At 61.8% G+C, this 24,779-nt stretch carries 22 protein-coding genes; 14 read left to right on the top strand and 8 right to left on the bottom strand.

Annotated features, from left to right (window positions below):
- Positions 1–29: 29 nt before the first annotated feature.
- The 6 genes from NTD85_RS23530 to bioB all read right to left on the bottom strand — a co-directional run bounded on the left by NTD85_RS23530 (position 30) and on the right by bioB (position 5,013).
- Positions 30–326 (bottom strand): pyrroloquinoline quinone biosynthesis protein PqqE, encoded by a 297-nt coding sequence (locus NTD85_RS23530; protein WP_207849928.1) that lies wholly within the window; start codon positions 324–326, stop codon positions 30–32.
- Between the two features lie 108 nt (positions 327–434).
- Positions 435–1,115, bottom strand: a complete 681-nt coding sequence (bioD, locus tag NTD85_RS23525; protein ID WP_262143335.1) for a dethiobiotin synthase — start codon at positions 1,113–1,115, stop codon at positions 435–437.
- Complete coding sequence (bioC, locus tag NTD85_RS23520; RefSeq protein WP_262143334.1) at positions 1,112–1,924, bottom strand: malonyl-ACP O-methyltransferase BioC; 813 nt, start codon at positions 1,922–1,924, stop codon at positions 1,112–1,114. The genes bioD and bioC overlap by 4 nt, the downstream gene beginning before the upstream one ends.
- Positions 1,917–2,648, bottom strand: coding sequence for an alpha/beta fold hydrolase (locus NTD85_RS23515; protein ID WP_262143333.1), 732 nt, complete (start codon positions 2,646–2,648; stop codon positions 1,917–1,919). The genes bioC and NTD85_RS23515 overlap by 8 nt, the downstream gene beginning before the upstream one ends.
- Positions 2,641–3,819 (bottom strand): 8-amino-7-oxononanoate synthase, encoded by a 1,179-nt coding sequence (bioF, locus tag NTD85_RS23510; protein WP_262143332.1) that lies wholly within the window; start codon positions 3,817–3,819, stop codon positions 2,641–2,643. The genes NTD85_RS23515 and bioF overlap by 8 nt, the downstream gene beginning before the upstream one ends.
- A 138-nt stretch (positions 3,820–3,957) precedes the next feature.
- Positions 3,958–5,013, bottom strand: a complete 1,056-nt coding sequence (gene bioB / locus NTD85_RS23505; RefSeq protein ID WP_103486447.1) for a biotin synthase BioB — start codon at positions 5,011–5,013, stop codon at positions 3,958–3,960.
- A gap of 91 nt (positions 5,014–5,104) precedes the next feature.
- Between bioB and NTD85_RS23500 the strand changes: the two genes are divergently transcribed.
- The 5 genes from NTD85_RS23500 (at position 5,105) to rarD (ending at position 11,030) form a co-directional block, all read left to right on the top strand.
- Positions 5,105–5,839: a ComF family protein gene (locus NTD85_RS23500; protein WP_262143331.1), complete on the top strand. Its 735-nt coding sequence runs from the start codon at positions 5,105–5,107 to the stop codon at positions 5,837–5,839.
- 189 nt (positions 5,840–6,028) lie between these two features.
- Complete coding sequence (locus NTD85_RS23495; RefSeq protein ID WP_262143330.1) at positions 6,029–6,793, top strand: TOBE domain-containing protein; 765 nt, start codon at positions 6,029–6,031, stop codon at positions 6,791–6,793.
- A 71-nt stretch (positions 6,794–6,864) separates the two neighbouring features.
- Positions 6,865–8,766 (top strand): PhoX family protein, encoded by a 1,902-nt coding sequence (locus NTD85_RS23490; RefSeq protein WP_262143329.1) that lies wholly within the window; start codon positions 6,865–6,867, stop codon positions 8,764–8,766.
- 209 nt (positions 8,767–8,975) lie between these two features.
- The gene (locus NTD85_RS23485) at positions 8,976–9,950 is read left to right on the top strand and encodes a serine/threonine protein kinase (RefSeq protein ID WP_027610685.1); all 975 of its coding nucleotides are present in this window, start codon (positions 8,976–8,978) and stop codon (positions 9,948–9,950) included.
- A gap of 192 nt (positions 9,951–10,142) precedes the next feature.
- Complete coding sequence (rarD, locus tag NTD85_RS23480) at positions 10,143–11,030, top strand: EamA family transporter RarD (protein ID WP_103522066.1); 888 nt, start codon at positions 10,143–10,145, stop codon at positions 11,028–11,030.
- Between the two features lie 222 nt (positions 11,031–11,252).
- Here the strand turns inward: rarD and NTD85_RS23475 are convergent, their stop codons facing one another.
- Positions 11,253–11,771 carry a glycine cleavage system protein R gene (locus tag NTD85_RS23475; protein WP_003228919.1) on the bottom strand — a complete coding sequence of 173 codons (519 nt, stop codon included), beginning with the start codon at positions 11,769–11,771 and terminating at the stop codon, positions 11,253–11,255.
- A 606-nt stretch (positions 11,772–12,377) separates the two neighbouring features.
- Between NTD85_RS23475 and NTD85_RS23470 the strand changes: the two genes are divergently transcribed.
- Entirely contained in the window at positions 12,378–14,555 is a 2,178-nt protein-coding gene (locus NTD85_RS23470; protein WP_262143328.1) for a malate synthase G, read from the top strand.
- Between the two features lie 242 nt (positions 14,556–14,797).
- Here NTD85_RS23470 and NTD85_RS23465 read toward each other — a convergent pair whose 3' ends face one another.
- Complete coding sequence (locus NTD85_RS23465) at positions 14,798–15,244, bottom strand: response regulator (RefSeq protein WP_003228923.1); 447 nt, start codon at positions 15,242–15,244, stop codon at positions 14,798–14,800.
- A gap of 259 nt (positions 15,245–15,503) precedes the next feature.
- Between NTD85_RS23465 and NTD85_RS23460 the strand changes: the two genes are divergently transcribed.
- The 8 genes from NTD85_RS23460 (at position 15,504) to NTD85_RS23425 (ending at position 24,696) form a co-directional block, all read left to right on the top strand.
- The gene (locus NTD85_RS23460; RefSeq protein WP_315975171.1) at positions 15,504–17,438 is read left to right on the top strand and encodes a DUF294 nucleotidyltransferase-like domain-containing protein; all 1,935 of its coding nucleotides are present in this window, start codon (positions 15,504–15,506) and stop codon (positions 17,436–17,438) included.
- Positions 17,435–18,142 carry a PolC-type DNA polymerase III gene (locus tag NTD85_RS23455; RefSeq protein WP_262143327.1) on the top strand — a complete coding sequence of 236 codons (708 nt, stop codon included), beginning with the start codon at positions 17,435–17,437 and terminating at the stop codon, positions 18,140–18,142. Before NTD85_RS23460 ends, NTD85_RS23455 begins: the two co-directional genes overlap by 4 nt.
- A 207-nt stretch (positions 18,143–18,349) precedes the next feature.
- On the top strand, positions 18,350–18,868 hold the full coding sequence (locus NTD85_RS23450) for an RNA polymerase sigma factor (RefSeq protein WP_262143362.1): 519 nt from the start codon (positions 18,350–18,352) through the stop codon (positions 18,866–18,868).
- Positions 18,865–19,836, top strand: coding sequence for a FecR domain-containing protein (locus tag NTD85_RS23445; RefSeq protein ID WP_201136409.1), 972 nt, complete (start codon positions 18,865–18,867; stop codon positions 19,834–19,836). Before NTD85_RS23450 ends, NTD85_RS23445 begins: the two co-directional genes overlap by 4 nt.
- A gap of 234 nt (positions 19,837–20,070) precedes the next feature.
- Positions 20,071–22,497: a TonB-dependent siderophore receptor gene (locus tag NTD85_RS23440; protein ID WP_262143326.1), complete on the top strand. Its 2,427-nt coding sequence runs from the start codon at positions 20,071–20,073 to the stop codon at positions 22,495–22,497.
- A gap of 75 nt (positions 22,498–22,572) precedes the next feature.
- Positions 22,573–23,697, top strand: a complete 1,125-nt coding sequence (locus NTD85_RS23435; protein ID WP_262143325.1) for a PepSY-associated TM helix domain-containing protein — start codon at positions 22,573–22,575, stop codon at positions 23,695–23,697.
- On the top strand, positions 23,694–23,873 hold the full coding sequence (locus NTD85_RS23430) for a hypothetical protein (protein WP_003228937.1): 180 nt from the start codon (positions 23,694–23,696) through the stop codon (positions 23,871–23,873). Before NTD85_RS23435 ends, NTD85_RS23430 begins: the two co-directional genes overlap by 4 nt.
- A gap of 193 nt (positions 23,874–24,066) precedes the next feature.
- Positions 24,067–24,696 carry a glutathione S-transferase gene (locus NTD85_RS23425; RefSeq protein WP_103486436.1) on the top strand — a complete coding sequence of 210 codons (630 nt, stop codon included), beginning with the start codon at positions 24,067–24,069 and terminating at the stop codon, positions 24,694–24,696.
- The last annotated feature ends 83 nt before the right edge of the window (positions 24,697–24,779 follow it).

The raw sequence follows: 24,779 nt of genomic DNA, 5'->3' as shown, positions 1-24,779 counted from the left end.
GGCGTTCAGCAGGCGAGACACGCGAAAAATCAGGCAAACGTATCGATGATCGTACCGAGCATTTCATCGGAAGCCTTCGCGACCTTGGTGCCCAGCTCTACCTGAAACTTGCCCTGGGCCATCTCGGCCATGGCGCTGGCCGGATCCATTTGCTGGCTGCGGTCGATACCACGCAGACGATCGACCTGAGCCTCCGAAGACTGGCTGGTAACCGAACGCTCGATGGTGTTGTTGGCGATCTGGCTCGCGGCCTGGTCGACACGGTTCTGCCCGGTCTGAATAGTGCTCAAACCTGCATAAAAAGCTGTGTTACCGGAGATTTCCATAGCGCTCTCATCCTTGGGAAGGATCAATGGTGGTCATTGAAGCAGAGGCGCCAGAAAAACACCCGTCAAAAATACTGATGGCACAGTGCCTTGTCATAGCCAAAAGCATTAATCCAGCAGATCGAGTTGCAGATGATCGGCCACAGCCTCGGCGCTGAGCGACTTCAGTTTCGGTACCCGCCCCAGACACGGCGCCGGAAGCCGCTCGGCCAACGTCGCCAGATTCTCCTCCAGCCGCGACGTCTTCGGATCGATGATATTCGCCACCCAACCCGCCAGTTGCAGGCCATCGCGAGCAATTGCCTCGGCCGTCAGCAACGCATGGCTGATGCAGCCCAGGCGCACACCCACCACCAGAATCACCGGCAGCTTCAACGCGATGGCCAGATCCGACAGATTGTCCTGATCGGCCAACGGCACCCGCCAGCCACCCGCCCCTTCGATCAACGTGAAATCGGCATTCAGCGCCAGAATTTCGCGCATCGGCGCCAGCAACGATTGCACGGTCAGCGCGACGCCGGCCTCACGCGCTGCCAGATGCGGCGCAATCGCTGGCTCGAATGCCACCGGATTGACCTGTTGATAAGTCAGCGGCACCGAACATTCAGCCAGCAGCGCCAGCGCATCGGCATTGCGCAAACCCTTGGGGGTGACCTCGCAGCCCGAAGCAACCGGTTTCCCCGCCGCCGTACTCAGCCCTGCCGAGCGCGCAGCATGCAGCAAACCGGCAGCCACGGCGGTCTTGCCGACATCGGTGTCAGTCCCGGTGATGAAATAGGCTGCGCTCATAAGGGTTTCTCCAAAACGGCGTAAACCACCTGGTAAGTCGCCGGCAATCCCTGCGCCTCACGGAACTGCTCGTAAGCCTCGATCAAGCCGAGGATCCGCGCGCGCCCGGTCAAGCCACCCGGCCGACCAGGGTTCAGATTGTGCGCGCCGAGCGCCTTGAGTTCATGGGTCAGGCTGCGCACATCCGGGTAGTGCAGCACATGCGCCTGATTCTGCAGACTCACCGTACGCAAGCCACTGGCGGCACACAACTGCTCATACCGGGCGAACTCGCGGAAGCGGTTGACGTGCACCAGGCCATCGACCTGCCGCCAGCTGTCCCGCAACTCGTACAACGTCCCTACACAAAGACTAGCAAACGCAAAAATCCCACCGGGTTTCAGTACGCGAAAAGCCTCACTGAGCACCGATTCGAAGTCCGCACACCACTGCACCGCAAGGCTGGAAAAGATCAGCTCACAGGTCGACCCCTGCAACGGCAGACGTTCTGCATCGCCAGCGATGAAATGCTGCGCCCCCCCCAAAGGACGGGCGTGATTGAGCATGCCTTCGGCGATATCCAGTGCCAGACCATGACCCTCGACAAATCGCTCGGCCATTGCGCGAGTGAAATACCCGGTGCCGCAGCCCAGATCCAGCCACCGCGCCGGCACAAAACCCGCTGGCAAGCGCGCGAGCAGCTGCGAACCGACATCACGCTGCAGCTCGGCAACGCTGTCGTAGCTGGCCGCCGCACGGGAGAAAGACGCCGCGACCTGGCGCTTGTCAGGCAAGCCGCCAGGCAGCGCAACAAGAGACAAATCAGTCATCACCGCACTCGTGTAGAAAAGCCTGGATCGCACCCGCCACGCCATGGGGGTCTTCCAGAAGAAATGCATGACTGGCCTGTTCGATCAGACCAATTTCGATATCCGGCAACAGCGCGAACAACGCCCCTGCTGCTTCTGCCGGCACCAGGCCGTCCTGCCCGGCGAACAGGTGCAACTGTGGGCCGCGAAAGGCCTGCAGCGCTTCACGGGTATCCAGTTGTGCGAGCAATTCCAGGCCGGCCATCAAGGTCTCGGGGGCTGCATTCGGCGCACCGCCGAGCATCAGCCGCGACAAGCCGCGCGGGTCTTGCGCGCCTTGGGCACACAGCAGCGAGAAACGTTTGAGGGTCATTCGCGGGTCGGTCTGGCAGCCGGCGAGAAACGCATCGAACGTCTCGCCGGGCATCGCGCTCGGCCATTGCTCATGAGCGACAAACGAAGGATTGCTCGCCAGTGTCAGCAGCCCGCAGCAATGTTCTCCACGCCGCGCCGCCAACTCGCCGGCAAGCATGCCGCCGAGCGACCAACCGCCCAGCCACACGTCCTGAGGGATCCGTTCATCGAGTTCGTCGAGCCAATTCTGCAAGTCGCAAGAATCGAGTTCCGGCAACGGCTCGATCTCGACATGCAGGTGCTCGTCGAGCCCTTGCAATGCCGCGGCCAAGGGCTCCAGCGGCGAAACGCCGAGGCCCCAGCCGGGCAGCAGAATCAGGCGATTACGCATGGCTTGGCTCCGACGACAGTTGGGCAAAGCAATCGGCCAGCCCTTCTAACAATAGCTGCACCTGCGCCTCGCTGTGGGCGGCGGTCAGGGTCACGCGCAGGCGTGCACTTCCCGCCGGGACGGTAGGCGGACGGATTGCGCTGACCATCAAGCCGCGCTCGCGCAGCATCCGCGACAGGCGCACGGCGCGACCGGCATCGCCGATCAGAATCGGCTGGATCGGAGTGAAGCTGTCCATCAGTTGCAGACCGATCTGCTCGGCCCCTCGACGAAATTGGCGGATCAGCAGGTTAAGGTGCTCACGCCGCCAATGCTCGGTGCGCAGTAATTCCAGACTTTTCAGAGTCGCGCAGGCCAACGCCGGCGGCTGGCTGGTGGTGTAGATGTAGGGCCGGGCGAACTGGATCAGGCTTTCGATCAGCTCTTCACTGCCCGCGACAAAAGCGCCAGCAGTACCGAACGCTTTGCCAAGGGTGCCGACCAGCACCGGCACATCCTCCTGACTCAGACCAAAATGCTCGACGATCCCGCCGCCATTGGCGCCGAGCGGGCCGAAGCCATGGGCATCGTCGACCATCAACCACGCGCCTTTGGCCTTGGCCTCACGCGCCAGCGCCGGCAGATCGGCGAGATCGCCGTCCATGCTGAACACTCCGTCAGTCACCACCAGCGTATTGCCGGTGGCTTTCTCCAGCCGCTTGGCGAGGCTATCGGCGTCGTTGTGCAGGTAACGATTGAAACGCGCGCCGGACAACAGACCGGCATCCAGCAACGACGCATGGTTGAGCCGGTCTTCCAGCACCGTATCGCCCTGCCCGACCAGCGCCGTGACCGCACCGAGGTTGGCCATGTAGCCGGTGGAGAACAGCAACGCACGGGGCCGGCCGGTGAGATCGGCAAGGGCTTCTTCCAGTGCGTGATGCGGGCCGCTGTGACCGATCACCAGATGCGACGCGCCGCCGCCCACGCCCCAGCGCTCGGCACCGTCGCGCCAGGCTTCGATCACCTGCGGATGATTGGCCAGGCCAAGGTAATCGTTGTTACAGAACGCCAGCAACGGCTGGCCGTCGACCACCACTTCAGGCCCCTGCGGGGACTCGAGCAGCGGGCGCTGACGATAGAGATTTTCGGCACGGCGGGCAGCAAGGCGTGCGGCGAGATCGAAAGACATGCAGGCCTCGAAAAGTCAGTGATAGCTCTGTAGGAGCTGCCGCAGGCTGCGATCTTTTGATGTTGATTTTTTACAGCAAGATCAAAAGATCGCAGCCTTCGGCAGCTCCTACAGGGGGTTTTGCGTTTCGAGCGAAGATCAGACCGCAGCGTTATAGAACTGCTCGCTGCTCTTCTGCTCCACCAGCGCCTGCTCGATCGCGGCCTGATGCACCTCGTCGGAATGCTCTTCGCGCGCTTCCGGTTGAATGCCCAGGCGCGCGAACAGTTGCATGTCCTTGTCGGCCTGCGGGTTGGCGGTGGTCAGCAGTTTGTCGCCGTAGAAAATCGAGTTGGCACCGGCAAGGAATGCCAACGCCTGCATTTGCTCATTCATCGCCTCGCGGCCGGCGGACAGGCGCACGTGGGATTGCGGCATGAGGATGCGCGCCACGGCGAGCATGCGGATGAAGTCGAACGGATCGACGTCATCGGCGTTTTCCAGCGGCGTGCCGGCGACCTTCACCAGCATGTTGATCGGCACCGACTCTGGATGCTCAGGCAGGTTGGCCAACTGGATCAGCAGGTTGGCGCGGTCGTCCAGCGACTCGCCCATGCCGAGAATGCCACCGGAGCAGATCTTCATCCCCGACTCACGCACGTAGGCCAGCGTCTGCAAGCGTTCGCTGTAGGTGCGGGTGGTGATGATGCTGCCGTAGAACTCCGGCGAGGTGTCGAGGTTGTGGTTGTAGTAATCGAGGCCAGCCTTGGCCAGCGCCTCGGTCTGTTCCTGATCGAGACGACCGAGGGTCATGCAGGTTTCCAGGCCCATGGCCTTCACGCCTTCGACCATCTTCAGCACATACGGCATGTCTTTGGCCGACGGGTGCTTCCACGCCGCGCCCATGCAGAAACGGGTCGAGCCGATGGCTTTGGCGCGGGCAGCCTCTTCGAGGACTTTCTGCACTTCCATCAGCTTTTCTTTTTCCAGGCCGGTGTTGTAGTGACCGGACTGCGGGCAGTACTTGCAATCTTCCGGGCAGGCACCGGTCTTGATCGACAGCAGCGTGGAAACCTGCACGCGGTTGGCGTTGAAATGGGCGCGGTGCACCGTCTGCGCCTGGAACAGCAAGTCGTTGAATGGCTGTACGAAGAGCGCTTTGACTTCGGCTAAAGACCAGTCGTGACGCAGGGTGGCAGAGGTGCTGGCGCTCATGGGCAGTTCCTTGGTTATGCTTGGCTGGCGGCTGCGGGAACGGAATACCCACAGGCGCGACACGGATGTTCGGCATATTTAAGGAAGAGTCATGCGCTGTCAACCACGACACGAACAACAGGTTTACATCTGTTTAAAAAACGTACAGACCTGCTTGCTGTGCGATGAGCCCGCAGAAGCAGAAATGCCAATTTGCGTCGCCTGCGAAACCGATCTGCCCTGGCTCGGCGACCACTGCCAGAGCTGCGCCTTGCCGCTGCCCAGCACTGGCCTGACCTGCGGCGGGTGCCTGCTAGAGCCGCCGGCGTTCGAACAGGTGGTGGTGCCATGGCGCTATGACTTCCCGGTGGACAGTTTGATTACGCGTTTTAAACACAACGCGAAATGGCCGTTTGGTCACCTGCTCGCCGACGTTGCCGGACAATACCTGCAACATCGCTTCGATGAAGGTTTGCCGCGACCCGACCTGTTGGTGCCGGTGCCACTGGCCAGCAAACGTCTGCGTCAACGTGGGTTCAATCAAGCGGCAATGCTGGGGCGATGGTTGAGCCAACAGCTGGATCTGCCTTTTGAGGAACAGGCTCTACGGCGGATTCACGACACCAGCGCCCAACAGGATCTCGACGCCAAGGCACGCAAGCGCAACTTGCGTCACGCCTTCGCCCTGGCCCCGGACGCAGAGGTGAAAGGTCGGCACTTCGCATTGATCGATGACGTGCTGACCACCGGCGCCACGGCCCAGGCACTGTCGCGACTGTTAAAAGATGCCGGTGCAGCGCGGGTTGACGTGTATTGCCTGGCGCGCACGCCAAAGCCGGGGACTTGAGAATCGGCACAATCCCATTGTGGGAGCGGGCTTGCTCGCGAAGGGGCCTGTACATTCAGCATCTATGGCGACTGACACACCGCCTTCGCGAGCAAGCCCGCTCCCACCGGGGGACAGCGTGTGGCTTGACTCTTGTGGTGCAAGCCGCCAACTTCACTTTCCACCGCCACTGTGAAAAAGCCCCCACCAATGTCCCTGCCCACCCTGTTGTCCCAGCACATCGTCCGCCGTCCGCAGCGCATCGCCCTGCTGCAACACATTGCCGAACAGGGCTCGATCACCCGCGCCGCGAAAAGCGCCGGGCTCAGTTACAAAGCCGCCTGGGATGCAATCGACGAGTTGAACAACCTGGCGCAGAAACCGCTGGTGGAACGTGCGGTCGGTGGCAAGGGCGGCGGTGGCGCCAAACTGTCCAGCGAAGGCGAACGGGTGTTGCGTCTTTATCAAAAGCTGCAGGCGTTGCAGGCGCAGGTGCTGGAAGCCGCCGAAGACGCCAGCGATCTGGACCTGCTCGGGCGCCTGATGCTGCGCACCAGCGCGCGCAACCAGTTGCACGGCAAAGTCGTCGCCATCGAAGGTCAGGGTCGCAATGACCTGATTCGCCTCGAACTGGCCGAAGGCCTGTGGATCAACGCGCAGATCACCCACGACAGCACCGTGCACCTGGAACTGCAACCGGGCACCGAAGTGGTGGCACTGATCAAGGCCGGCTGGCTTGAATTGCTGGCCCCGGAGCAAGTTGCAACATCTGGACACAATCTTCTGCAGGGCACCATTGAAGCCATTCTCGATGCCGAGGACGGCCCCAGCGAAGTGCGCATCACCCTGCCCAACGGCCAGACGCTCTGCGCTCTGGCGGAGCCGCTGCAGCTTCGCACCCGCAAGCTGAATGTCGAACAACCGGTGCAGGTGCAATTCTCGCCGTCCAATGTGCTGATCGGCACGCCGCTGTAACGGACTTTCTGCAACAAAAGCTTCATCGCCCCCCATTAAGGTTGCTGCCAAAACCAAGCAGGGAGCCTGATGTGAGCCTATTAGAAGAAAACCAATCGACTGATCTGGAAAAAATGGTCGGCCTCAGCCGTCGCGGTTTCATCAGCGCCGGGGCACTGTGCGGCGCCGCCATGTTCCTCGGCGGCAACCTGCTGAGCCGTAGCGCGCTGGCCACCGGCATCAGCGCCGGCAATAGCCGCCTGCTCGGTTTCGAGAGCATTCCCGCCGCGACCACCGACGTCATCAGCCTGCCCAAGGGCTACAAGTCCTCGGTGCTGATCAGTTGGGGTCAGCCATTGCACAAGAACGGCCCGGCATTCGACCCGAGCGGCAATGGCACCGCCGCCGCCCAGGAAGTGCAGTTCGGCGACAACAACGACGGCATGAGCCTGTTCGAATTCCCCGACGACCGAAACCGTGCGTTGATGGCGATCAACAACGAATACACCAACTACCGCTACCTCTACCCGCACGGCGGCATGCCGCAATCGGCCGAAGACGTGCGCAAGGCGCTGGCCTGCGAAGGGGTTTCGGTGATCGAAGTGCAGCGCAAGAACGGCCAATGGCAGTTCGTCCAGGGCTCGCGCTACAACCGCCGCATCCATGGCAACTCGCCGCTGCGCATCAGTGGCCCGGCGGCTGGTCACGAGCTGATGAAGACGGCCGCCGACAAGCACGGCAAAAAGGTCCTTGGCACCTTCCAGAACTGCGCCAACGGCAAGACACCGTGGGGCACCTATCTGACCTGCGAAGAGAACTTCACCGACTGCTTCGGCAGCAGCAACGCTCAGCAGCAGTTCGACCCGGCGCAAAAGCGCTACGGCGTGTCGGCCGCCAGCCGTGAAATCAACTGGCACCCGTTCGACCCGCGCTTTGACATGGCGAAGAATCCCAACGAACTCAACCGTCACGGCTGGGTGGTCGAGATCGATCCGTTCGATCCGCAATCGACCCCGGTCAAGCGCACCGCGCTCGGCCGCTTCAAACATGAAAACGCCGCCCTCGCCGAGACCGATGACGGTCGCGCCGTGGTGTACATGGGCGACGACGAACGCGGCGAGTTCATCTATAAGTTCGTCAGCCGTGACCGCATCAACCATCGCAACCCGAAAGCCAACCGCGACCTCCTCGACCACGGCACCCTGTACGTGGCGAAGTTCGATAACGGTGACAGCAACCCGGATCACCCGAAAGGCCAGGGCCAGTGGATCGAACTGACCCACGGCAAGAACGGCATCGACGCCACGAGCGGTTTCGCCGATCAAGCCGAAGTGCTGATCCACGCCCGCCTCGCCGCCAGTGTGGTCGGCGCCACGCGTATGGATCGCCCGGAGTGGATCGTGGTCAGCCCGAAGGACGGCCAGGTTTATTGCACCCTGACCAACAACGCCAAGCGCGGCGAAGACGGGCAGCCAGTGGGTGGGCCGAACCCGCGCGCGAAGAACGTCTACGGGCAGATCCTGCGCTGGCGCACCGACCGCGACGATCACGCGTCGAAGACGTTTGCCTGGGATCTGTTTGTGGTCGCCGGCAATCCGGGTGTGCATGCCGGCACGCCGAAGGGCGGCTCGTCGAACATCACCCCGCAGAACATGTTCAACAGCCCGGACGGTCTGGGCTTCGACAAGGCCGGGCGCTTGTGGATTCTGACTGACGGCGACTCGAGCAACGCCGGCGACTTCGCCGGGATGGGCAACAACCAGATGCTCTGTGCCGATCCCAAGACCGGCGAGATTCGCCGGTTCATGGTCGGGCCGATTGGTTGCGAAGTCACCGGGATCAGCTTCTCGCCGGATCAGAAAACCCTGTTTGTCGGGATTCAGCACCCGGGCGAAAACGGCGGTTCAACCTTCCCCGAGCATCTGCCGAATGGCAAGCCACGGTCTTCGGTGATGGCGATTACTCGTGAAGACGGTGGAATCGTCGGCGCCTGATAAACCGCTTTCGCGAGCAAGCCCGCTCCCACATTGGATCGGCTGAGTGCATGAGATGGTCGGCACACCGGAGATCCACTGTGGGAGGGGGCTTGCTCCCGAAGAGGCCCTTCCAGGCAGCCCACTATTCAAGGCAAAACCCTCAACCTCCACAGTCTGCGCTACCATGCTGGGCCGGACGCGGCAGCCTGCTGCGCGCAGGAGTCAGCATGGCCCACCCGTTTGAAACCCTTACCCCCGACCTTGTACTCGATGCCGTCGAAAGCATCGGGTTTCTCAGTGATGCGCGCATTCTCGCGCTCAACAGCTATGAGAACCGCGTCTACCAGGTCGGTATCGAAGACTCCGAACCGCTGATCGCCAAGTTCTATCGCCCGCAGCGCTGGACCAACGAAGCCATCCTCGAAGAACACCAGTTCACCTTCGAACTGGCCGACGTCGAAATCCCGGTGGTGGCGCCGCTGATCCACAACGGCCAGACCCTGCACGAACACGCGGGTTTCCGCTTCACCCTGTTCCCCCGTCGGGGGGGGCGCGCGCCGGAGCCAGGCAACCTTGATCAGCTGTACCGCCTCGGCCAGTTGCTCGGGCGCATTCATGCGGTCGGTGCGACCAAGCCGTTCGAACACCGTGAAGCACTCGGCGTGCAGAACTTCGGCCATGCCTCGCTGGCAACATTGCTTGAAGGCAACTTCATCCCCAAGAGCTTGCTGCCAGCCTACGAGTCCGTGGCCCGCGACTTGCTCAAGCGTGTCGAAGACGTCTACGCCGCCACGCCGCACCAGAACATTCGCATGCACGGCGACTGCCACCCCGGCAACATGATGTGCCGCGATGAAATGTTCCACATCGTCGACCTCGACGACTGCCGCATGGGTCCGGCCGTGCAGGACATCTGGATGATGCTCGCCGGCGACCGTCAGGAATGCCTGGGGCAACTGTCGGAACTGATGGACGGCTACAACGAATTCCACGACTTCGATCCCCGTGAACTGGCGCTGATCGAACCGCTGCGCGCCCTGCGCCTGATGCACTACAGCGCCTGGCTGGCGCGGCGCTGGGACGACCCGGCGTTCCCGCACAGCTTTCCGTGGTTCGGCACCGAGCGTTATTGGGGCGATCAGGTGTTGGCGTTGCGCGAACAGCTTTCGGCGCTCAATGAAGAACCCCTGAAACTGTTCTGATTCACCACAAACCATGTTGGAGGGGGCTTGCTCCCGAAGGCGGTGTGTCAGGCAATTATTCTGCTGCTGATACACCGCATTCGCGAGCAAGCCCGCTCCCACATTTGGCCAGTGTTCACAAATTCAAAACTCATTCGCCACCAAATCTCCTTACAATCCCTGCTTTGTCAGCTGCCTAAGCAAGGATTCTGCATGCAAGCCGCCAACCCGCGTCGCGGGTACATTCTGGGCCTGAGTGCCTACATCATCTGGGGCCTGTTCCCGATCTACTTCAAAGCCATCGCCGAAGTTCCCGCTGTCGAGATCATCATTCACCGCGTGCTGTGGTCGGCGCTGTTCGGCGCCTTGCTGCTGATGGTGTGGAAGCATCCCGGTTGGTTGCGTGAGTTGCTCGACAACCCGAAACGTCTGGCGATTCTGGCCTTGAGTGGCACCTTGATTGCGGCCAACTGGCTGACATACGTGTGGTCGGTGAACAACGGGCGCATGCTCGAAGCGAGCCTTGGTTACTACATCAACCCGCTGGTCAACGTGCTGCTGGGGATGCTGATTCTCGGCGAACGTCTGCGGCGCATGCAGTGGGTCGCGGTGGGCCTGGCGGCCATCGGCGTGGCGCAGCAGGTGTGGCAGGTCGGCAGTCTGCCGTGGGTGTCGCTGGTGCTGGCGCTGACCTTCGGTTTTTACGGCTTGATCCGCAAACAGGCGCCGGTCAAGGCCTTGCCGGGGCTGGTGGTGGAAACGTGGATGCTGGTGCCGATCGCCTTCGCCTGGTTGCTGTTCAACCAGACCGCAACCAGCGCACAACCGGCGTTCTGGACCACCTCCCAAGCCTGGTGGCTGGTGGCTGCCGGCCCGGTCACGCTGGTGCCGCTGGTGTGCTTCAACGCCGCTACCCGGCACTTGCCCTACACCACCATCGGCTTCCTGCAATACCTGGCGCCAACGCTGGTACTGCTGCAGGCGGTGCTGCTGTTTGGTGAGCATTTGTCGTCGAGCACGCTGATCGCGTTCATCTTCATCTGGGCCGGTCTGGCCGTTTACAGCGTCGATGCGGTGATCAGTTTACGTCGGCGCAGCTGATCAAAAAACGTACAAAGCTTCGCAGGCCACGGTTCTCGTGGCCTGCAACGTTCCTTCCCAAGGTTATCCACAGCGTGATCCCCGCCGTTTGTGCGCAAGTCACTGAATGCTGACGGTTTTTTGATCAGTACGCTGCAAGCCACGGCTGGCGTGGCGTTGCGCCCGGTCTCTACAGGTTATCCACAGGCAGGTGCACGTTAAAACTGGATAACCCGGCGGCGCTTAAAGGTCTGTGCGTAACACCAGTTCGACCATCAGATCATCGGCCAGGGTTTCCAGCCGCGATTGCAGCACGTCCAGCGACAGGGTCAGCGGCACCGCCAAAATCGCTTCGGCGTGAAACAACGGCTCGCTGCTCATCGGTGCCGGGCGCACTTCGGTCACCAGCCGTTCGAGGTTCACCCCCTGCTCGCTGAGCAACCGGGTGATGTCGCGCACGATGCCCGGGCGGTCATTGCCCACCAGCTCCATGGCGATTGGTTTCCAGGTGCAGGACTGCTCGATGCCACTCTCGGCGATCAGCACGCGAATGCCCTGTGCCGCCAGTGCTTGTAAGGCATCGACTAATTCGTCGTAAGCCTCCGCCGGTACGCCCACCCGCAGAATCCCGGCGAACTGCCCGGCCATCCGTGACATGCGGCTTTCCAGCCAGTTGCCGCCGTGTTCGGCGATGCATTGGGCGATGCGCTCGACCTGCCCGGGCTTGTCCGGGGCAAACACAGTGAGTACGAGATGGTCCATGGCGCCGCCCTCTTGTCATGACTTTTGTTATAGAAAGGCAAGTATAGGCAAGCACCGACATTCAGCCGCCATGCTCAAGTGAACAACACCTGTGGCGAGGGAGCTTGCTCCCGCTGGCGGCCGCAGGACGCCCTCTCCAGTCAGTCATAGCTTTTGCGGGTGCTTCGCCCCCGAGCGGGAGCAAGCTCCCTCGCCACAAATGCAGGCTCAGCGATGCTGAATGGAAGCCGCACAGGATTTATGTGTACAACTTTTTATATTTAGCTGGAACAATCCGATGGTTTTTTGAGAACATCCCGTTCCGCGACGTGACCGCAATGCGTCATGAGGTCGCAGAACGACGTAATTAGTCTGATTTTCACAAGCGCAACGCATCATGTAGTATGCCTCGGCGCGCACTACATAACGCTGGATCGATGTCTGCCCAAGGCACGTTCGCAACCTTGAAAGCCCCGTCAGCAAGGCCCCCAAGCCGTTGATTGGTCCCAGCCCAGCCGCCAGCAATGGCATGTACTGGTCGGAAGGTTTGTGGTTTAAATGGCCAGAGGCTTCATTGTCAAATTGAAGAGCTGAAAAGCGAAATAGCTGAGCAGAGTGAGGCAAGCAATGACTGAACACGTTCAAGTCGGTGGCCTGCAGGTCGCCAAAGTCCTGTTCGACTTCGTGAACAACGAAGCCATTCCCGGTACCGGCCTCACCGCCGAAAAATTCTGGGAAGGTGCCGACAAGGTCATTCATGACCTGGCGCCGAAGAACAAAGCCCTACTCGCCAAACGCGATGACTTCCAGGCTCGCCTTGATGCCTGGCACCAGGAACATGCCGGCCAGGCGCACGACGCCGTGGCTTACAAAGCCTTCCTGCAAGAAATCGGTTATCTGCTGCCAGAAGCGGCTGATTTCCAGGCAACGACGCAAAATGTCGATGATGAAATCGCCCGTACCGCCGGCCCGCAACTCGTGGTGCCGGTGATGAACGCCCGCTTTGCCCTCAACGCCTCGAACGCCCGCTGGGGTTCGCTGTACGACGCCCTCTATGGCACCGACGCGATCAGCGAAGACGGTGGCGCGGAAAAAGGCAAAGGCTACAACAAGGTGCGTGGCGATAAAGTCATCGCCTTCGCCCGTGCGTTCCTCGACGAAGCGGCGCCCCTGGCTGCCGGTTCCCACGTCGATTCGACGGCTTACAAGATCGTTGACGGCAAACTGCTGGTCACCCTCGAGGGCGGCAGCAACACTGGCCTGCGCAACGATGCACAACTGATCGGCTTCCAGGGCGATGCCAATGCCCCGATCGCGATCCTGCTGAAGAACCACGGCCTGCATTTCGAAATCCAGATCGACGCCAGCACCCCGGTCGGCCAGACCGATGCCGCCGGCGTCAAAGACATCCTGATGGAAGCGGCACTGACCACCATCATGGACTGCGAAGACTCCGTGGCCGCCGTCGATGCCGACGACAAAGTGGTGATCTACCGCAACTGGCTCGGCCTGATGAAGGGCGACCTGTCCGAAGAAGTCGCCAAGGGCGGCCAGACCTTCACCCGCACCATGAACCCGGATCGCACCTACACCAAGGTCGATGGCAGTGAACTGACCCTGCACGGTCGCTCGCTGCTGTTCGTGCGTAACGTCGGTCACCTGATGACCATCGACGCGATCCTGGACAAGGACGGCAACGAAGTGCCGGAAGGCATCCTCGACGGTCTGGTGACGTGCCTGGCGGCGATGCACAACCTCAACGGCAACACCTCGCGCAAGAACACCCGCACCGGCTCGGTCTACATCGTCAAACCGAAGATGCACGGCCCCGAAGAAGCGGCGTTCACCAACGAGTTGTTCGGTCGCATCGAAGATGTACTGGGCCTCAAGCGCAACACCCTGAAAGTCGGGATCATGGACGAGGAGCGCCGCACCACGGTCAACCTCAAGGCCTGCATCAAGGCTGCCAGCGAGCGCGTGGTGTTCATCAACACCGGTTTCCTCGACCGTACCGGCGACGAAATCCACACCTCCATGGAAGCCGGCCCGATGGTGCGCAAGGCCGACATGAAGGCCGAGAAGTGGATCGGCGCCTACGAAAACTGGAACGTCGATATCGGTCTGAGCACCGGCCTGCAGGGTCGTGCGCAAATCGGTAAAGGCATGTGGGCGATGCCCGACCTGATGGCGGCGATGCTCGAACAGAAAATCGCTCACCCGCTGGCCGGTGCCAACACCGCCTGGGTGCCATCGCCGACCGCGGCTGCGCTGCACGCGCTGCATTACCACAAGGTCGACGTGTTCGCCCGTCAGGCCGAACTGGCCAAGCGTGCCCGTGCTTCGGTGGACGACATCCTGACCATTCCGCTGGCGGTCAACCCAAGCTGGACGCCTGAGCAGATCAAGAACGAACTGGACAACAACGCCCAGGGCATTCTCGGTTACGTGGTGCGCTGGATCGACCAGGGCGTGGGTTGCTCGAAGGTGCCGGACATCAATGACGTCGGCCTGATGGAAGACCGTGCAACACTGCGGATCTCCAGCCAGCACATTGCCAACTGGCTGCGCCACGGTATCGTCACCGAAGCGCAAGTGATGGAAAGCCTCAAGCGCATGGCGCCGGTGGTCGACCGTCAGAACGCGAACGACCCGCTGTACCGTCCGCTGGCACCGAACTTCGACAGCAACATCGCCTTCCAGGCGGCGGTCGAACTGGTGATCGAAGGCACCAAACAGCCGAACGGCTACACCGAGCCGGTACTGCACCGTCGTCGTCGCGAGTTCAAGAAGGCCAACGGCCTGTAACTAGCGCTGAAAGGCGGACATGAAAAAGCCCTGATCTTGCGATCAGGGCTTTTTTGTTTGGACTGAAATCCCAGGCAGGCAGTAATCCCTGTGGCGAGGGAGCTTGCTCCCGCTCGGCGGCGCAGCCGTCGTAAATTCAGCGAATGCGATGTGTCAGGATTGATGTGGATGCAGGGTTTGGGGCCGCTTCGCAGCCCAGCGGGAGCAAGCTCCCTCGCCACAAGGGTAGCGGCTAAACACGATTACGGATCAATGCCCAATTCGTGTTTGACCAGACCCAGCAACTTCGCCGTATCAATCGGCTTGAGCAGAAAATCCACCACGCTCAGGTGCATCGCGGCAATCGCGTCCTTCACATCGGCATCGCCGGAAACAATGATGATCGGCAATGCCGCCCGCTCCGACTCACGCACCTGCCGAATCAGATCCAGCCCACCGACGTGGCCCATGCGCAGATCAGTGATCACCAATCCAATCGAGGGTTTTTCCGCGAGCATCTTCAGCGCGGTTTCACCGCTGGCGGCGGTCATGCAATGAATGCCATCCAACGCGAGTATCTCCGACAAAAGCTCCCGGGCGTCCTTGTCGTCATCGACGATCAGTACACGCTGCGGCGGCAGATCGGGTTCGAGCATTACAGCACTGAGCGCTTCACGCTCGGCGTCGCTCAAAATATCGTGGTCGGACATGGGATTCTCTACGTTTTCAATTCAGTCACCTGGCACAGTCGTCAGACATCGCTAAGCAGAGCTTCAATGTGCACTTCGTCGGATTTTTTTCCAAGAGGCTGGCGGGAGAATTTCCGACTGTTTTTGTAGGGCACTTCCCAAATGTGCCGAACGGCAGCGCAAACCTAGACTTACGTCCAATGGGCACCCCGCGCGCAGGGGCCGACCATGGCTGCAACGATCCGACAACAACAATTCAAAAAAGACTGCGGTAATGGTTATGAGTAAAGCGGACGCCTTCACCCAGGCAGGGAAAACCGCGGTGTTGCAGAACATTCAGGGCACCCTGCAATTCCTTCAGCGCTTCCCGCCCTTCAATCAGATGGAACACGCGCACCTGGCTTATCTGGTGGAACAATGTCAGCTGCGTTTCTATGGCCAGGGCGAGAGCATCATCAAACCCGCCGACGGGCCGGTCGAATATTTCTACATCGTCAAACAGGGTCGCGTGGTCGGCGAACGCCAGCACATCACCCGGCCCGGCACCGAAACCACCTTCGAGATCACCACCGGGGAATGCTTCCCGCTGGCCGCGCTGATTGGCGAGCGGGCGACCCGCACCGAACATCTGGCCAGCGAAGACACCTTCTGCCTGCAACTGAACAAACCGGCGTTCATCAAACTGTTCGCCCTGTCCAACAGCTTCCGTGATTTCGCTTTGCGCGGGGTCAGCAGCCTGCTCGATCAGGTCAACCAGCAAGTCCAGCAGAAAGCCGTGGAAACCCTCGGCACCCAGTACTCGCTGAACACCCGCCTCGGCGAATTGGCGATGCGCCATCCGGTGACGTGCAGCCTGGACACGCCACTGCGCGAAGCGGTGAAGCTGATGCACGAGCAACAGGTCGGCAGCATCGTCGCGGTGGATGAACACAAGGCGCCGCTGGGGATTTTCACCCTGCGCGATCTGCGCGAAGTGGTCGCCAATGGCAGCGGTGATTTCAGCGAAACCATCGAGCGACACATGACCTGTTCGCCGTTTTTTCTGTCGCCCGATCACAGCGCATTCGACGCGGCGATTGCCATGACCGAACGGCACATCGCCCACGTTTGTCTGGTCAAGGATCAGCGTCTGTGTGGCGTGGTTTCCGAGCGCGACCTGTTCTCGCTGCAACGGGTCGATCTGGTGCACCTGGCCCGGACCATCCGCAGTGCCCAGCGCATCGAGCAACTGGTGAGCCTGCGCGGCGAGATCGGCCAACTGGTCGAACGCATGCTCGCCCACGGTGCGTCTTCGACGCAGATCACCCACATCATCACCCTGCTCAACGACCACACCGTGTGCCGGGTGATCGAACTGACCCTCGCCGAAAAAGGCGACCCCGGCGTGCCGTTCAGTTGGCTGTGCTTCGGCAGCGAAGGCCGGCGCGAACAGACGCTGCACACCGATCAGGACAACGGCATTCTGTTCGAAGCGCGGGACGCGGCGCATGCGGCGGAGATTCGCGGCAAACTGCTGCCAATCGCCCAGCAGATCAACCAGAGCCTGGCGCAGTGCGGCTTCAGTCTGTGCAAGGGCAACATCATGGCCGGCAACCCCGAACTGTGTCTGTCGCGGGCGGAATGGGCGCGGCGCTTTGCGGCGTTCATCCGCGAGGCGACGCCGGAGAACCTGCTCGGTTCGAGCATTTACTTCGACCTGCGAGTGGTCTGGGGTGACGAAAAAGGCTGCGCGCAACTGCGCCGGGGGATTCTCGATCAGGTCGGCGACAACCGTTTGTTCCAGCGCATGCTGGCCGAGAACGCCCTGCGCAATCGTCCGCCGGTGGGGCGTTTCCGCGAGTTTGTGCTGGCGCGCAAAAACGGCGAGAAAGCCACCCTTGATCTCAAGGTTCAGGGCCTGACGCCCTTCGTCGACGGCGCACGCCTGTTGGCACTGGCCAATGGCATCGAAACCAACAACACCCTCGAACGCTTGCGCCAACTGGTTGAAAAAGAGGTGATCGAACGTCTCGACGGCGCTGCGTATGAAGAGGCCTACCATTTCATCCAGCAGACACGCATGCAGCAGCATCAGATCCAGACGCGTGAGAATCTGCCATGGTCGAACCGGGTCGATCCCGACAGCCTCAATCATCTGGACCGACGCATCCTGCGTGAATCCCTGCGCCAGGCGCAGCGCCTGCAAAGCAGCCTGGCCCTGCGGTATCAGCTATGAGCCTGTTCTCGTGGCTGCGGCCGGCCAGCCCCCCGCTGTCGGCAGACCTGCAACAACGTCTGGCAAAACTGCCGGCGATCAGCGAACTGAAAGAATGCAGCCTGCGTGAACAGCGCTGGGTGGTGCTCGATCTGGAAACCACCGGGCTGAACCTGAACAAGGATCGCGTGCTGTCGATCGGTGCTGTGGTCATCGAAGACGGCGCGATCGACTTCAGTCAGCAGTTCGAGCGCACTCTGCAATGTCGGGAGCTGAAGCTCAGCCCGAGCGTGTTGATCCATGGCTTGGGGCCGAACGCGATTGCCGCCGGCAGCGACCCGGCCGAGGCGTTGCTGGAGCTTATGGAATTTATCGATGACAGCCCGGTGCTGGCGTTTCATGCGCCCTTCGATCAGCACATGCTTGGGCGCGCGCTGCGGGAACACCTGGGTTACAAGCTGCAGAACGTGTTTTTGGATGTCGCGGACATGGCGCCGCTGCTGTATCCGCAGGCGAATATCCGCGAGGCCGGGCTGGACGAATGGATCGACTGGTTCAGGCTGGAGGTGTTCGAGCGGCACAACGCGAGTGCCGATGCGCTGGCCACGGCAGAGCTGGCGTTGATTCTGTTCAGCCGCGCGCGACAGCAGCAGATTCATAGTCCGCTGAATCTGCAGCAACGCTTGAGTCAGTGGAAGCGCCGACAGCAGGCGCCTTCCTTGTAGATTTTCGGCGCCTGCTCCGGCCCCTTCGCGAGCAAGCCCGCTCCCACCCTGGAATGCATTCCCCCTGTGGGAGCGGGCTTGCTCGCGAAGAACGATGACGCGGTCCTGCTGATACCACCCGACCAGTGGCCAATTGCTAACCATTCCCACCTCTGCGAGAATCGCGAACAATTCTCGTTGGTTAACATTTCCCAATCGGTGCGTCTGGTGTCGTCAGTCCCAAGCCCTCACAGTGAACTCGTCGGTGCGTTGTATCGTGACCATCGCGGTTGGCTGCTGAGTTGGTTGCGGCGCAATGTGGCTTGCCCGCAACGGGCCGAAGACCTGAGCCAGGACACCTTCGTCCGTCTGCTCAGTCGCGATGAGTTGCTGACGCCGCGCGAACCCCGGGCGTTTCTGGTGGCGATTGCCAAGGGCCTGCTGTTCGACTACTTCCGCCGCGCCGCACTGGAGCAGGCCTACCTCGCCGAGCTGATGCTGATCCCCGAAGGCGAACAACCGTCGGTCGAAGAGCAGCAACTGATCCTCGAAGACCTCAAGGCTATCGACCGCCTGCTCGGCAAGCTGTCGACCAAGGCCCGCGCCGCCTTCCTTTATAATCGCCTCGACGGCCTCGGCCATGCTGAAATCGCCGAGAAGCTTGGCGTCTCCGTGCCCCGTGTGCGGCAGTACCTCGCGCAGGGCATCCGCCAGTGCTACATCGCCCTGTACGGTGAGCCGACATGAGTCCGGCCAGCTCCAAACCGGTCTCCGCGCAGGTGCTGGATGCGGCGATTGCCTGGCAGTTGTCGCTGGATTCCGGCAGTCCGCTGGAGCGCGAGGAGTTCGCCAAATGGCATGCAGCGAATGAAGAACACGCCCGCGCCTGGCGGCAGTTGGGCATGCTCGATCAGCGCTTCAGCGTCGCCAATGGCCCGGCCCGCGCGGCCCTGCTGCAATCGCGCGAAGGCATTCGGCGGCGCGTGCGCAAGCTCGGCAGCGGATTGGCCAGCGTGGTGGCGCTCGTCGGTCTGGCGTTGTTTGCCGGTGATCGCTACTTGCCGCTGGATTACTGGCTCGCCGATCAACGCACCGCCACCGGCGAGCAGCGTACGGTGCGCCTGGCCGATGGCACCGTGCTCAACCTCAACACCCACAGCGCGGTGGATGTGCGTTTCGATGCCAGGCAGCGGCTGATCGTGTTGCAGGCAGGCGAGATCATGGTCGAGACCGGTCACGGCGATGCGCGGCCGTTCATCGTCGAAACCCGCGAAGGCAGCATGCGCGCATTGGGCACACGGTTTCTGGTCAAGCGCGAGGAACAAGGCACGCGCCTGAGCGTGTTGCAATCGGCGGTGGCGGCGCATCCACAAAGTCACCCCGAAGAGCAGATCCTGCGCGAAGGCCAGCAAGTGCTGATTCGCAACGACGGCCTCGACACAGTCGCTGCGCTCACGCCCGGCGCCGATGCCTGGACCCGCGGCATGCTGGTGGTGGACAACGCGCGGCTCGCAGACCTCGTGCATGAACTGGCTCGTTATCGCCGCGGATATCTGGGCGTGGCGCCGGAAGTCGCTGACCTGCGCATCACCGGCAGCTTCCCGCTGCACGACACCGACAAGGCCCTGAGCGCCCTGCTGCCGACCCTGCCGGTGCAGATCGAGCAGCACACGCCGTATTGGGTCACGGTGGCGAAGGCTGATACCAAGCCTTAAAAAATTCGTTGTCAGGAAAATAGCTATCGCGAGCAGGCTCACTCCTACAGTAGGAATGCGTTCCCCCTGTAGGAGTGAGCCTGCTCGCGATAGGGCCACCCGCAGCACTCGAAAATTCCGAATCAGCAGCCCCACTCCCAGTTAATCGAAATTATTTTCATCCAGCCCTATCACTTTTCAATTCTCGTCCGGCACACAGGCAATTGAGAAATATTTCCATTCAGGAGCCTTCGCATGTCCCGTTCGCTAGACACCTTGCTGCGCCCCAGTCTGCTGGCCGTCGCCATCGCCCTCAGCGCGCCGCTGATCGGCAGCCCGTTGCTCGCCGCCGAACAGGCCTCCAGCGTCCGCGCCTACAACCTGCCGGCGGCGCCGCTGTCGACCACCCTGAACCAGATCGCCAGCCAGGGCGGCCTCGCGCTGTCACTGAATCCGTCGCTGGCGGCGGGCAAGACCTCCGCGCCGGTCAGCGGCCAATATGATGCCGCCGGTGCGCTGCGTGCTGCCCTGCGTGGCACCGGTCTGCAACTGGAACAAAGCAGCACCGGCACTTACACCCTGGTGGCGGTGCCGGAAGGGACACTGGCGCTGCCGGAAACCGCAGTCATCGGCGTGGAAAACCTGGAAACCGCCTGGGGCCCGGTCGAAGGCTACACCGCCACCCGCACCGCCGCCGGCACCAAGACCGACACTGCGCTGGTCGAAGCACCGCGCTCGATCTCGGTCGCCACCCGCCAGCAGATGGACGATCGCAGCGTGCACAGCCTCGATGACGCCGTGCGCTACATGCCAGGCATCACCGCCAGCAGCTACGGCAGCGACACCCGCGCCGACTGGCTGCGCGTGCGCGGTTTCGAGCCGACCCAGTTCCTCGACGGCCTGCCCCTGCCAAAAGGCGTGTACGCCAACCCGAAACAGGAAACCTGGAACCTCGACCGTCTCGCCCTGCTGCGTGGCCCGGCCTCTTCCGTTTACGGCCAGACCCCGCCGGGCGGCCTGCTGGACATGGTCAGCCGACGCCCGAGCAGCGACGCCAGCAGCGAAATCCAGTTGCAGTACGGCAGCGACAACCACCGTCAGATCAACTTCGCCAGCACCGGCAAGATCGACGACGCCGGCCAGTTCCTCTACGGCATCAGCGGCGTGGTGCGTGACAGCGGCACCCAGATCGACCACATCGACAACAAGCGCTACAACATCGCGCCGAGCCTGACCTGGAACATCGACGACGACACCAAATTCACCCTGCTGAGCCAGTTCACTCGCGACGATACCGGCATTACCAGCCAGTTCCTGCCGGTGCAGGGCACCAAGATCGACATGCCGTTCGGTAGTGTCTCGCACCACAAAAATCTCGGCGATCCGGATTGGGAATACTACGACCGCACTTACTACGCGCTCGGTTATGCCTTCGAACACCGGCTGAACGATGTCTGGCAGTTCAAGCAGAACCTGCGTTACACCAAGTCGGACCTGTCGTTCCAGGCCCTGACCGTCGGTTCTTACCCGTACACCATGGTGGACGATCAAGGTAACGTCGGGCGCACCAGCACCAGCGTTGACGAAGACATCAGCCAGTTCGCGGTAGACAACAACTTCCAGGCCGACTTCGCCACCGGTGACATTCGCCACACCGTGCTGTTGGGGCTGGATCACCAGCGCAGCAACACCAACTACCTGTCGATCTACGGTGACGGCCTGAAAACCAACGTGCTGAACCCGATCTACGGCCAGCCGATCGTTCGTCCGGATCGCTCGACGGCGTATTACGACTACGACCAGAAGACCTACCAGACCGGCCTTTACGTGCAGGACCAGATGGCCCTCGACCAATGGCGCCTGACGCTGGGCGGTCGTGAAGACTGGGTCCACACCGGCACCACGTTCTTCAACAAGGCCGACGCGACCAACACCCAGCGCGACAAGAACTTCAGCGGTAACGCAGCGCTCAGCTACGTGTTCGACTCGGGCTTCGTCCCGTACATTTCCTACGCCGAATCCTTCCAGCCAACCACCGGCGCCGACGCCTCCTCCAGCGGTTCGCTGAAACCGACCGAAGGCAAGCAATGGGAAATGGGCGTCAAGTACCAGCCACCGGGCAGCAAAACCTTGCTGACCGCCGCCGTGTATGACCTGACGCAGAAAAACGTCGCGGTCACCACCACCGTCGGCAACACCCCGATCACCAGCCAGACCGGCGAAGTGAAAGTCAAAGGCCTGGAACTGGAGGCGACCTCGGACGTCACCGATAACCTCAAAGTGATTGCCGCCTACACCCTGGCCAAGTCCGAAGTGCAGAAAGGCGACTACAAAGGCAACCGCCTGCAACTGATGCCGAACCAGCAAGCCTCGCTGTGGACTGATTACACCTGGCACAGCGGTGTGCTTGACGGCTTCGGTATCGGCGGTGGCGTGCGTTACACCGGCAACACCTATGGCGATCAGGGCAACACCTGGCTGGGCAAGGCCAATGCCTACACCGTGTTCGATGCCTCCGTGCATTACGACCTCGGGCGTCTGGACAACAGCCTCAAAGGTGCGTCGCTGGCCGTCAACGCTACCAACCTGTTCGACAAGGACTACATCTCCACCTGCGACGGCTTCTACTGCTACTACGGCGACCAGCGTAGCGTCGTCGCCAGCGCCACCTACAAGTGGTAAGCGACTGAGTGCCAACCGGTCCTGTCATCAGGCCGTCCCTGCGGGGACGGCTTTGGTGTTTTTGAAGGTCACGAAATGAAAAGTAAAACCATCCGCCGCTGGTCGTTCATCCACACCTGGACCAGCCTGATCTGCACCGTGTTTCTGCTGCTGTTGGCAATGACCGGCCTGCCGCTGATATTCCATCACGAGATCGAGCACCTGCTCGGCGATGCGCCGCAAGTGCGCGAAATGCCCGCCGACACGCCGCGCCTGAATCTGGCGCAACTGGTCGACGCCGCAGAAAAACATCGCCCCGGTGAAGTGGTGCAGTACTTCGGTTTCGAAGACGACGAGCCCAACGCCGTGCTGACGATCATGGCGAAAACCGCCGGCACCGAACCGAACTCTTCGCACACCTTCATGCTCGATGCGCGTACCGGTGAAGCGCTGGAAACCCCGTCGGCCAATGGCGGCCTGATGCTGTTCATCCTGCGCCTGCACGTCGACATGTTCGCCGGGTTGCCGGGCAAGTTGCTGCTGGCATTCATGGGCGTGCTGTTTGTGGTCGCGATCATTTCCGGCACGGTGCTGTATCTGCCATTCATGCGCCGCTTGCCGTTCGGCACCGTGCGTCAGGACAAGTCCACCCGCCTGCGCTGGCTCGATCTGCACAACCTGATCGGCGTCGTCACCCTGACCTGGGCCTTGGTGGTCGGCGTCACCGGAGTAATCAGCGCCTGCGCCGATCTGATCATCGCCGCGTGGCGCAATGACACGCTGACCGCCATGGTCGCGCCCTACCGCGATGCCCCGCCGCTGACCCGACTGGCCCCGGCCACCCGCCTGCTGGACATCGCCCGCGACGTGGCGCCGGGCATGAACCCGGATTTCATCGCTTTCCCCGGCACGCGGTTTTCCAGCGAGCATCATTATTCAGTCTTCATGAAGGGCGGCACGCACCTGACCTCGCACCTGCTGACGCCGGTACTGATCGACGCCAGCACCCTGCAAGTCACCGCCGTCGGTGAACGCCCGTGGTACATGGACGCCATGGGCATGTCACAGCCGCTGCACTTCGGCGACTACGGCGGCATGCCGATGAAAATCCTCTGGGCGACCCTCGACGTGCTGACCATCATCGTGCTCGGCAGCGGCGTGTACCTCTGGGTGGTGCGGCGTAAAGCGGCGAAACCGGTGACGGCGGAGGCTGCTGCATGAAGCCGCGTCAGTCGAGTTTCTGGAAAGTGTTCAGCACCCCGCTGGTGATTGCGCTGCTGAGTGCGGCGGGGCTGTTCGCGGCGTTGTTGGGGGATGGAATCTGGGATGCGTTGAGCTGGGTCGGGCTGGGTGTCCCGGCGTTTCTGGCCGTAAGAGGCTTGCTGCCGCGTGGGTGATTTTTGTGCTGCCTGACAGGGCCTCTTCGCGAGCAAGCCCGCTCCCACAGGGGATTTGTGAACGAAACAGATCCAGTGTGGGAGCGGGCTTGCTCGCGAAGGCGGCCTGATGAACACCAGCAAATCCCTCGCCAGCCGCTCTGTATCTGACTAGGCTAACCTCCTGCTCTTCGATGACCACCGAGGTTTGCCAATGTCCGCCCCCAGCATGACCCTGTACCACAACACGCTTTCCCCGTTCGTGCGCAAAGTGATGGTGCTGCTGCACGAGACCGGCCAGCAGGATCGCGTCGCTCTGCAAGACTGCGTCCTCAGCCCGGTCAGCCCGGATCCGGCGCTCAACGCCGACAACCCGCTGGGCAAGATTCCGGCTCTGCGTCTGGCCGACGGCAGCGTGATTCATGACAGTCGCGTGATTCTCGAATACCTCGACCAGCAGCACGTCGGCAATCCGCTGATCCCCCGCGAAGGTGCGGCCCGCTGGCGGCGTCTGACCCTGGCGTCGATGGCCGACGGGATCATGGACGCCTCGGTGATGGTGCGTTACGAACTGGTGCTGCGCGCCCCGGAAAAGCACTGGGATGAATGGCTCGACGCCCAGCGCGACAAGATTCGTCGCGCCCTGGCCTATCTGGAAAGTGACGCCATTGCCGAGCTGACCAGCCACTTCGACGTGGCGGCGATCAGCGTCGCTTGTGCACTGGGTTACATCGATCTGCGTCATCCGGATCTGGACTGGCGCAGCGCCAATCCGCAACTGGCCAACTGGTATTTCGACGTGAGCCAGCGACCGTCCATGGTCGCCACCATGCCCAAGCCTTAAGTCGGCGGAGTCTGATCCGGCCCCTTGGGGGGGCCGCCCCCCCCCCCCCCCCCCCCCCCCCCCCCCCCCGGGGGGGGGGGGGG

The organism is Pseudomonas sp. 13B_3.2_Bac1 (genome assembly GCF_025466205.1).
In the GTDB taxonomy this organism is placed as follows: domain Bacteria; phylum Pseudomonadota; class Gammaproteobacteria; order Pseudomonadales; family Pseudomonadaceae; genus Aquipseudomonas; species Aquipseudomonas fluorescens_H.
Note: the sequence above shows the minus strand (reverse complement) of the source record. Positions and strands in the feature narration are given on the sequence as shown.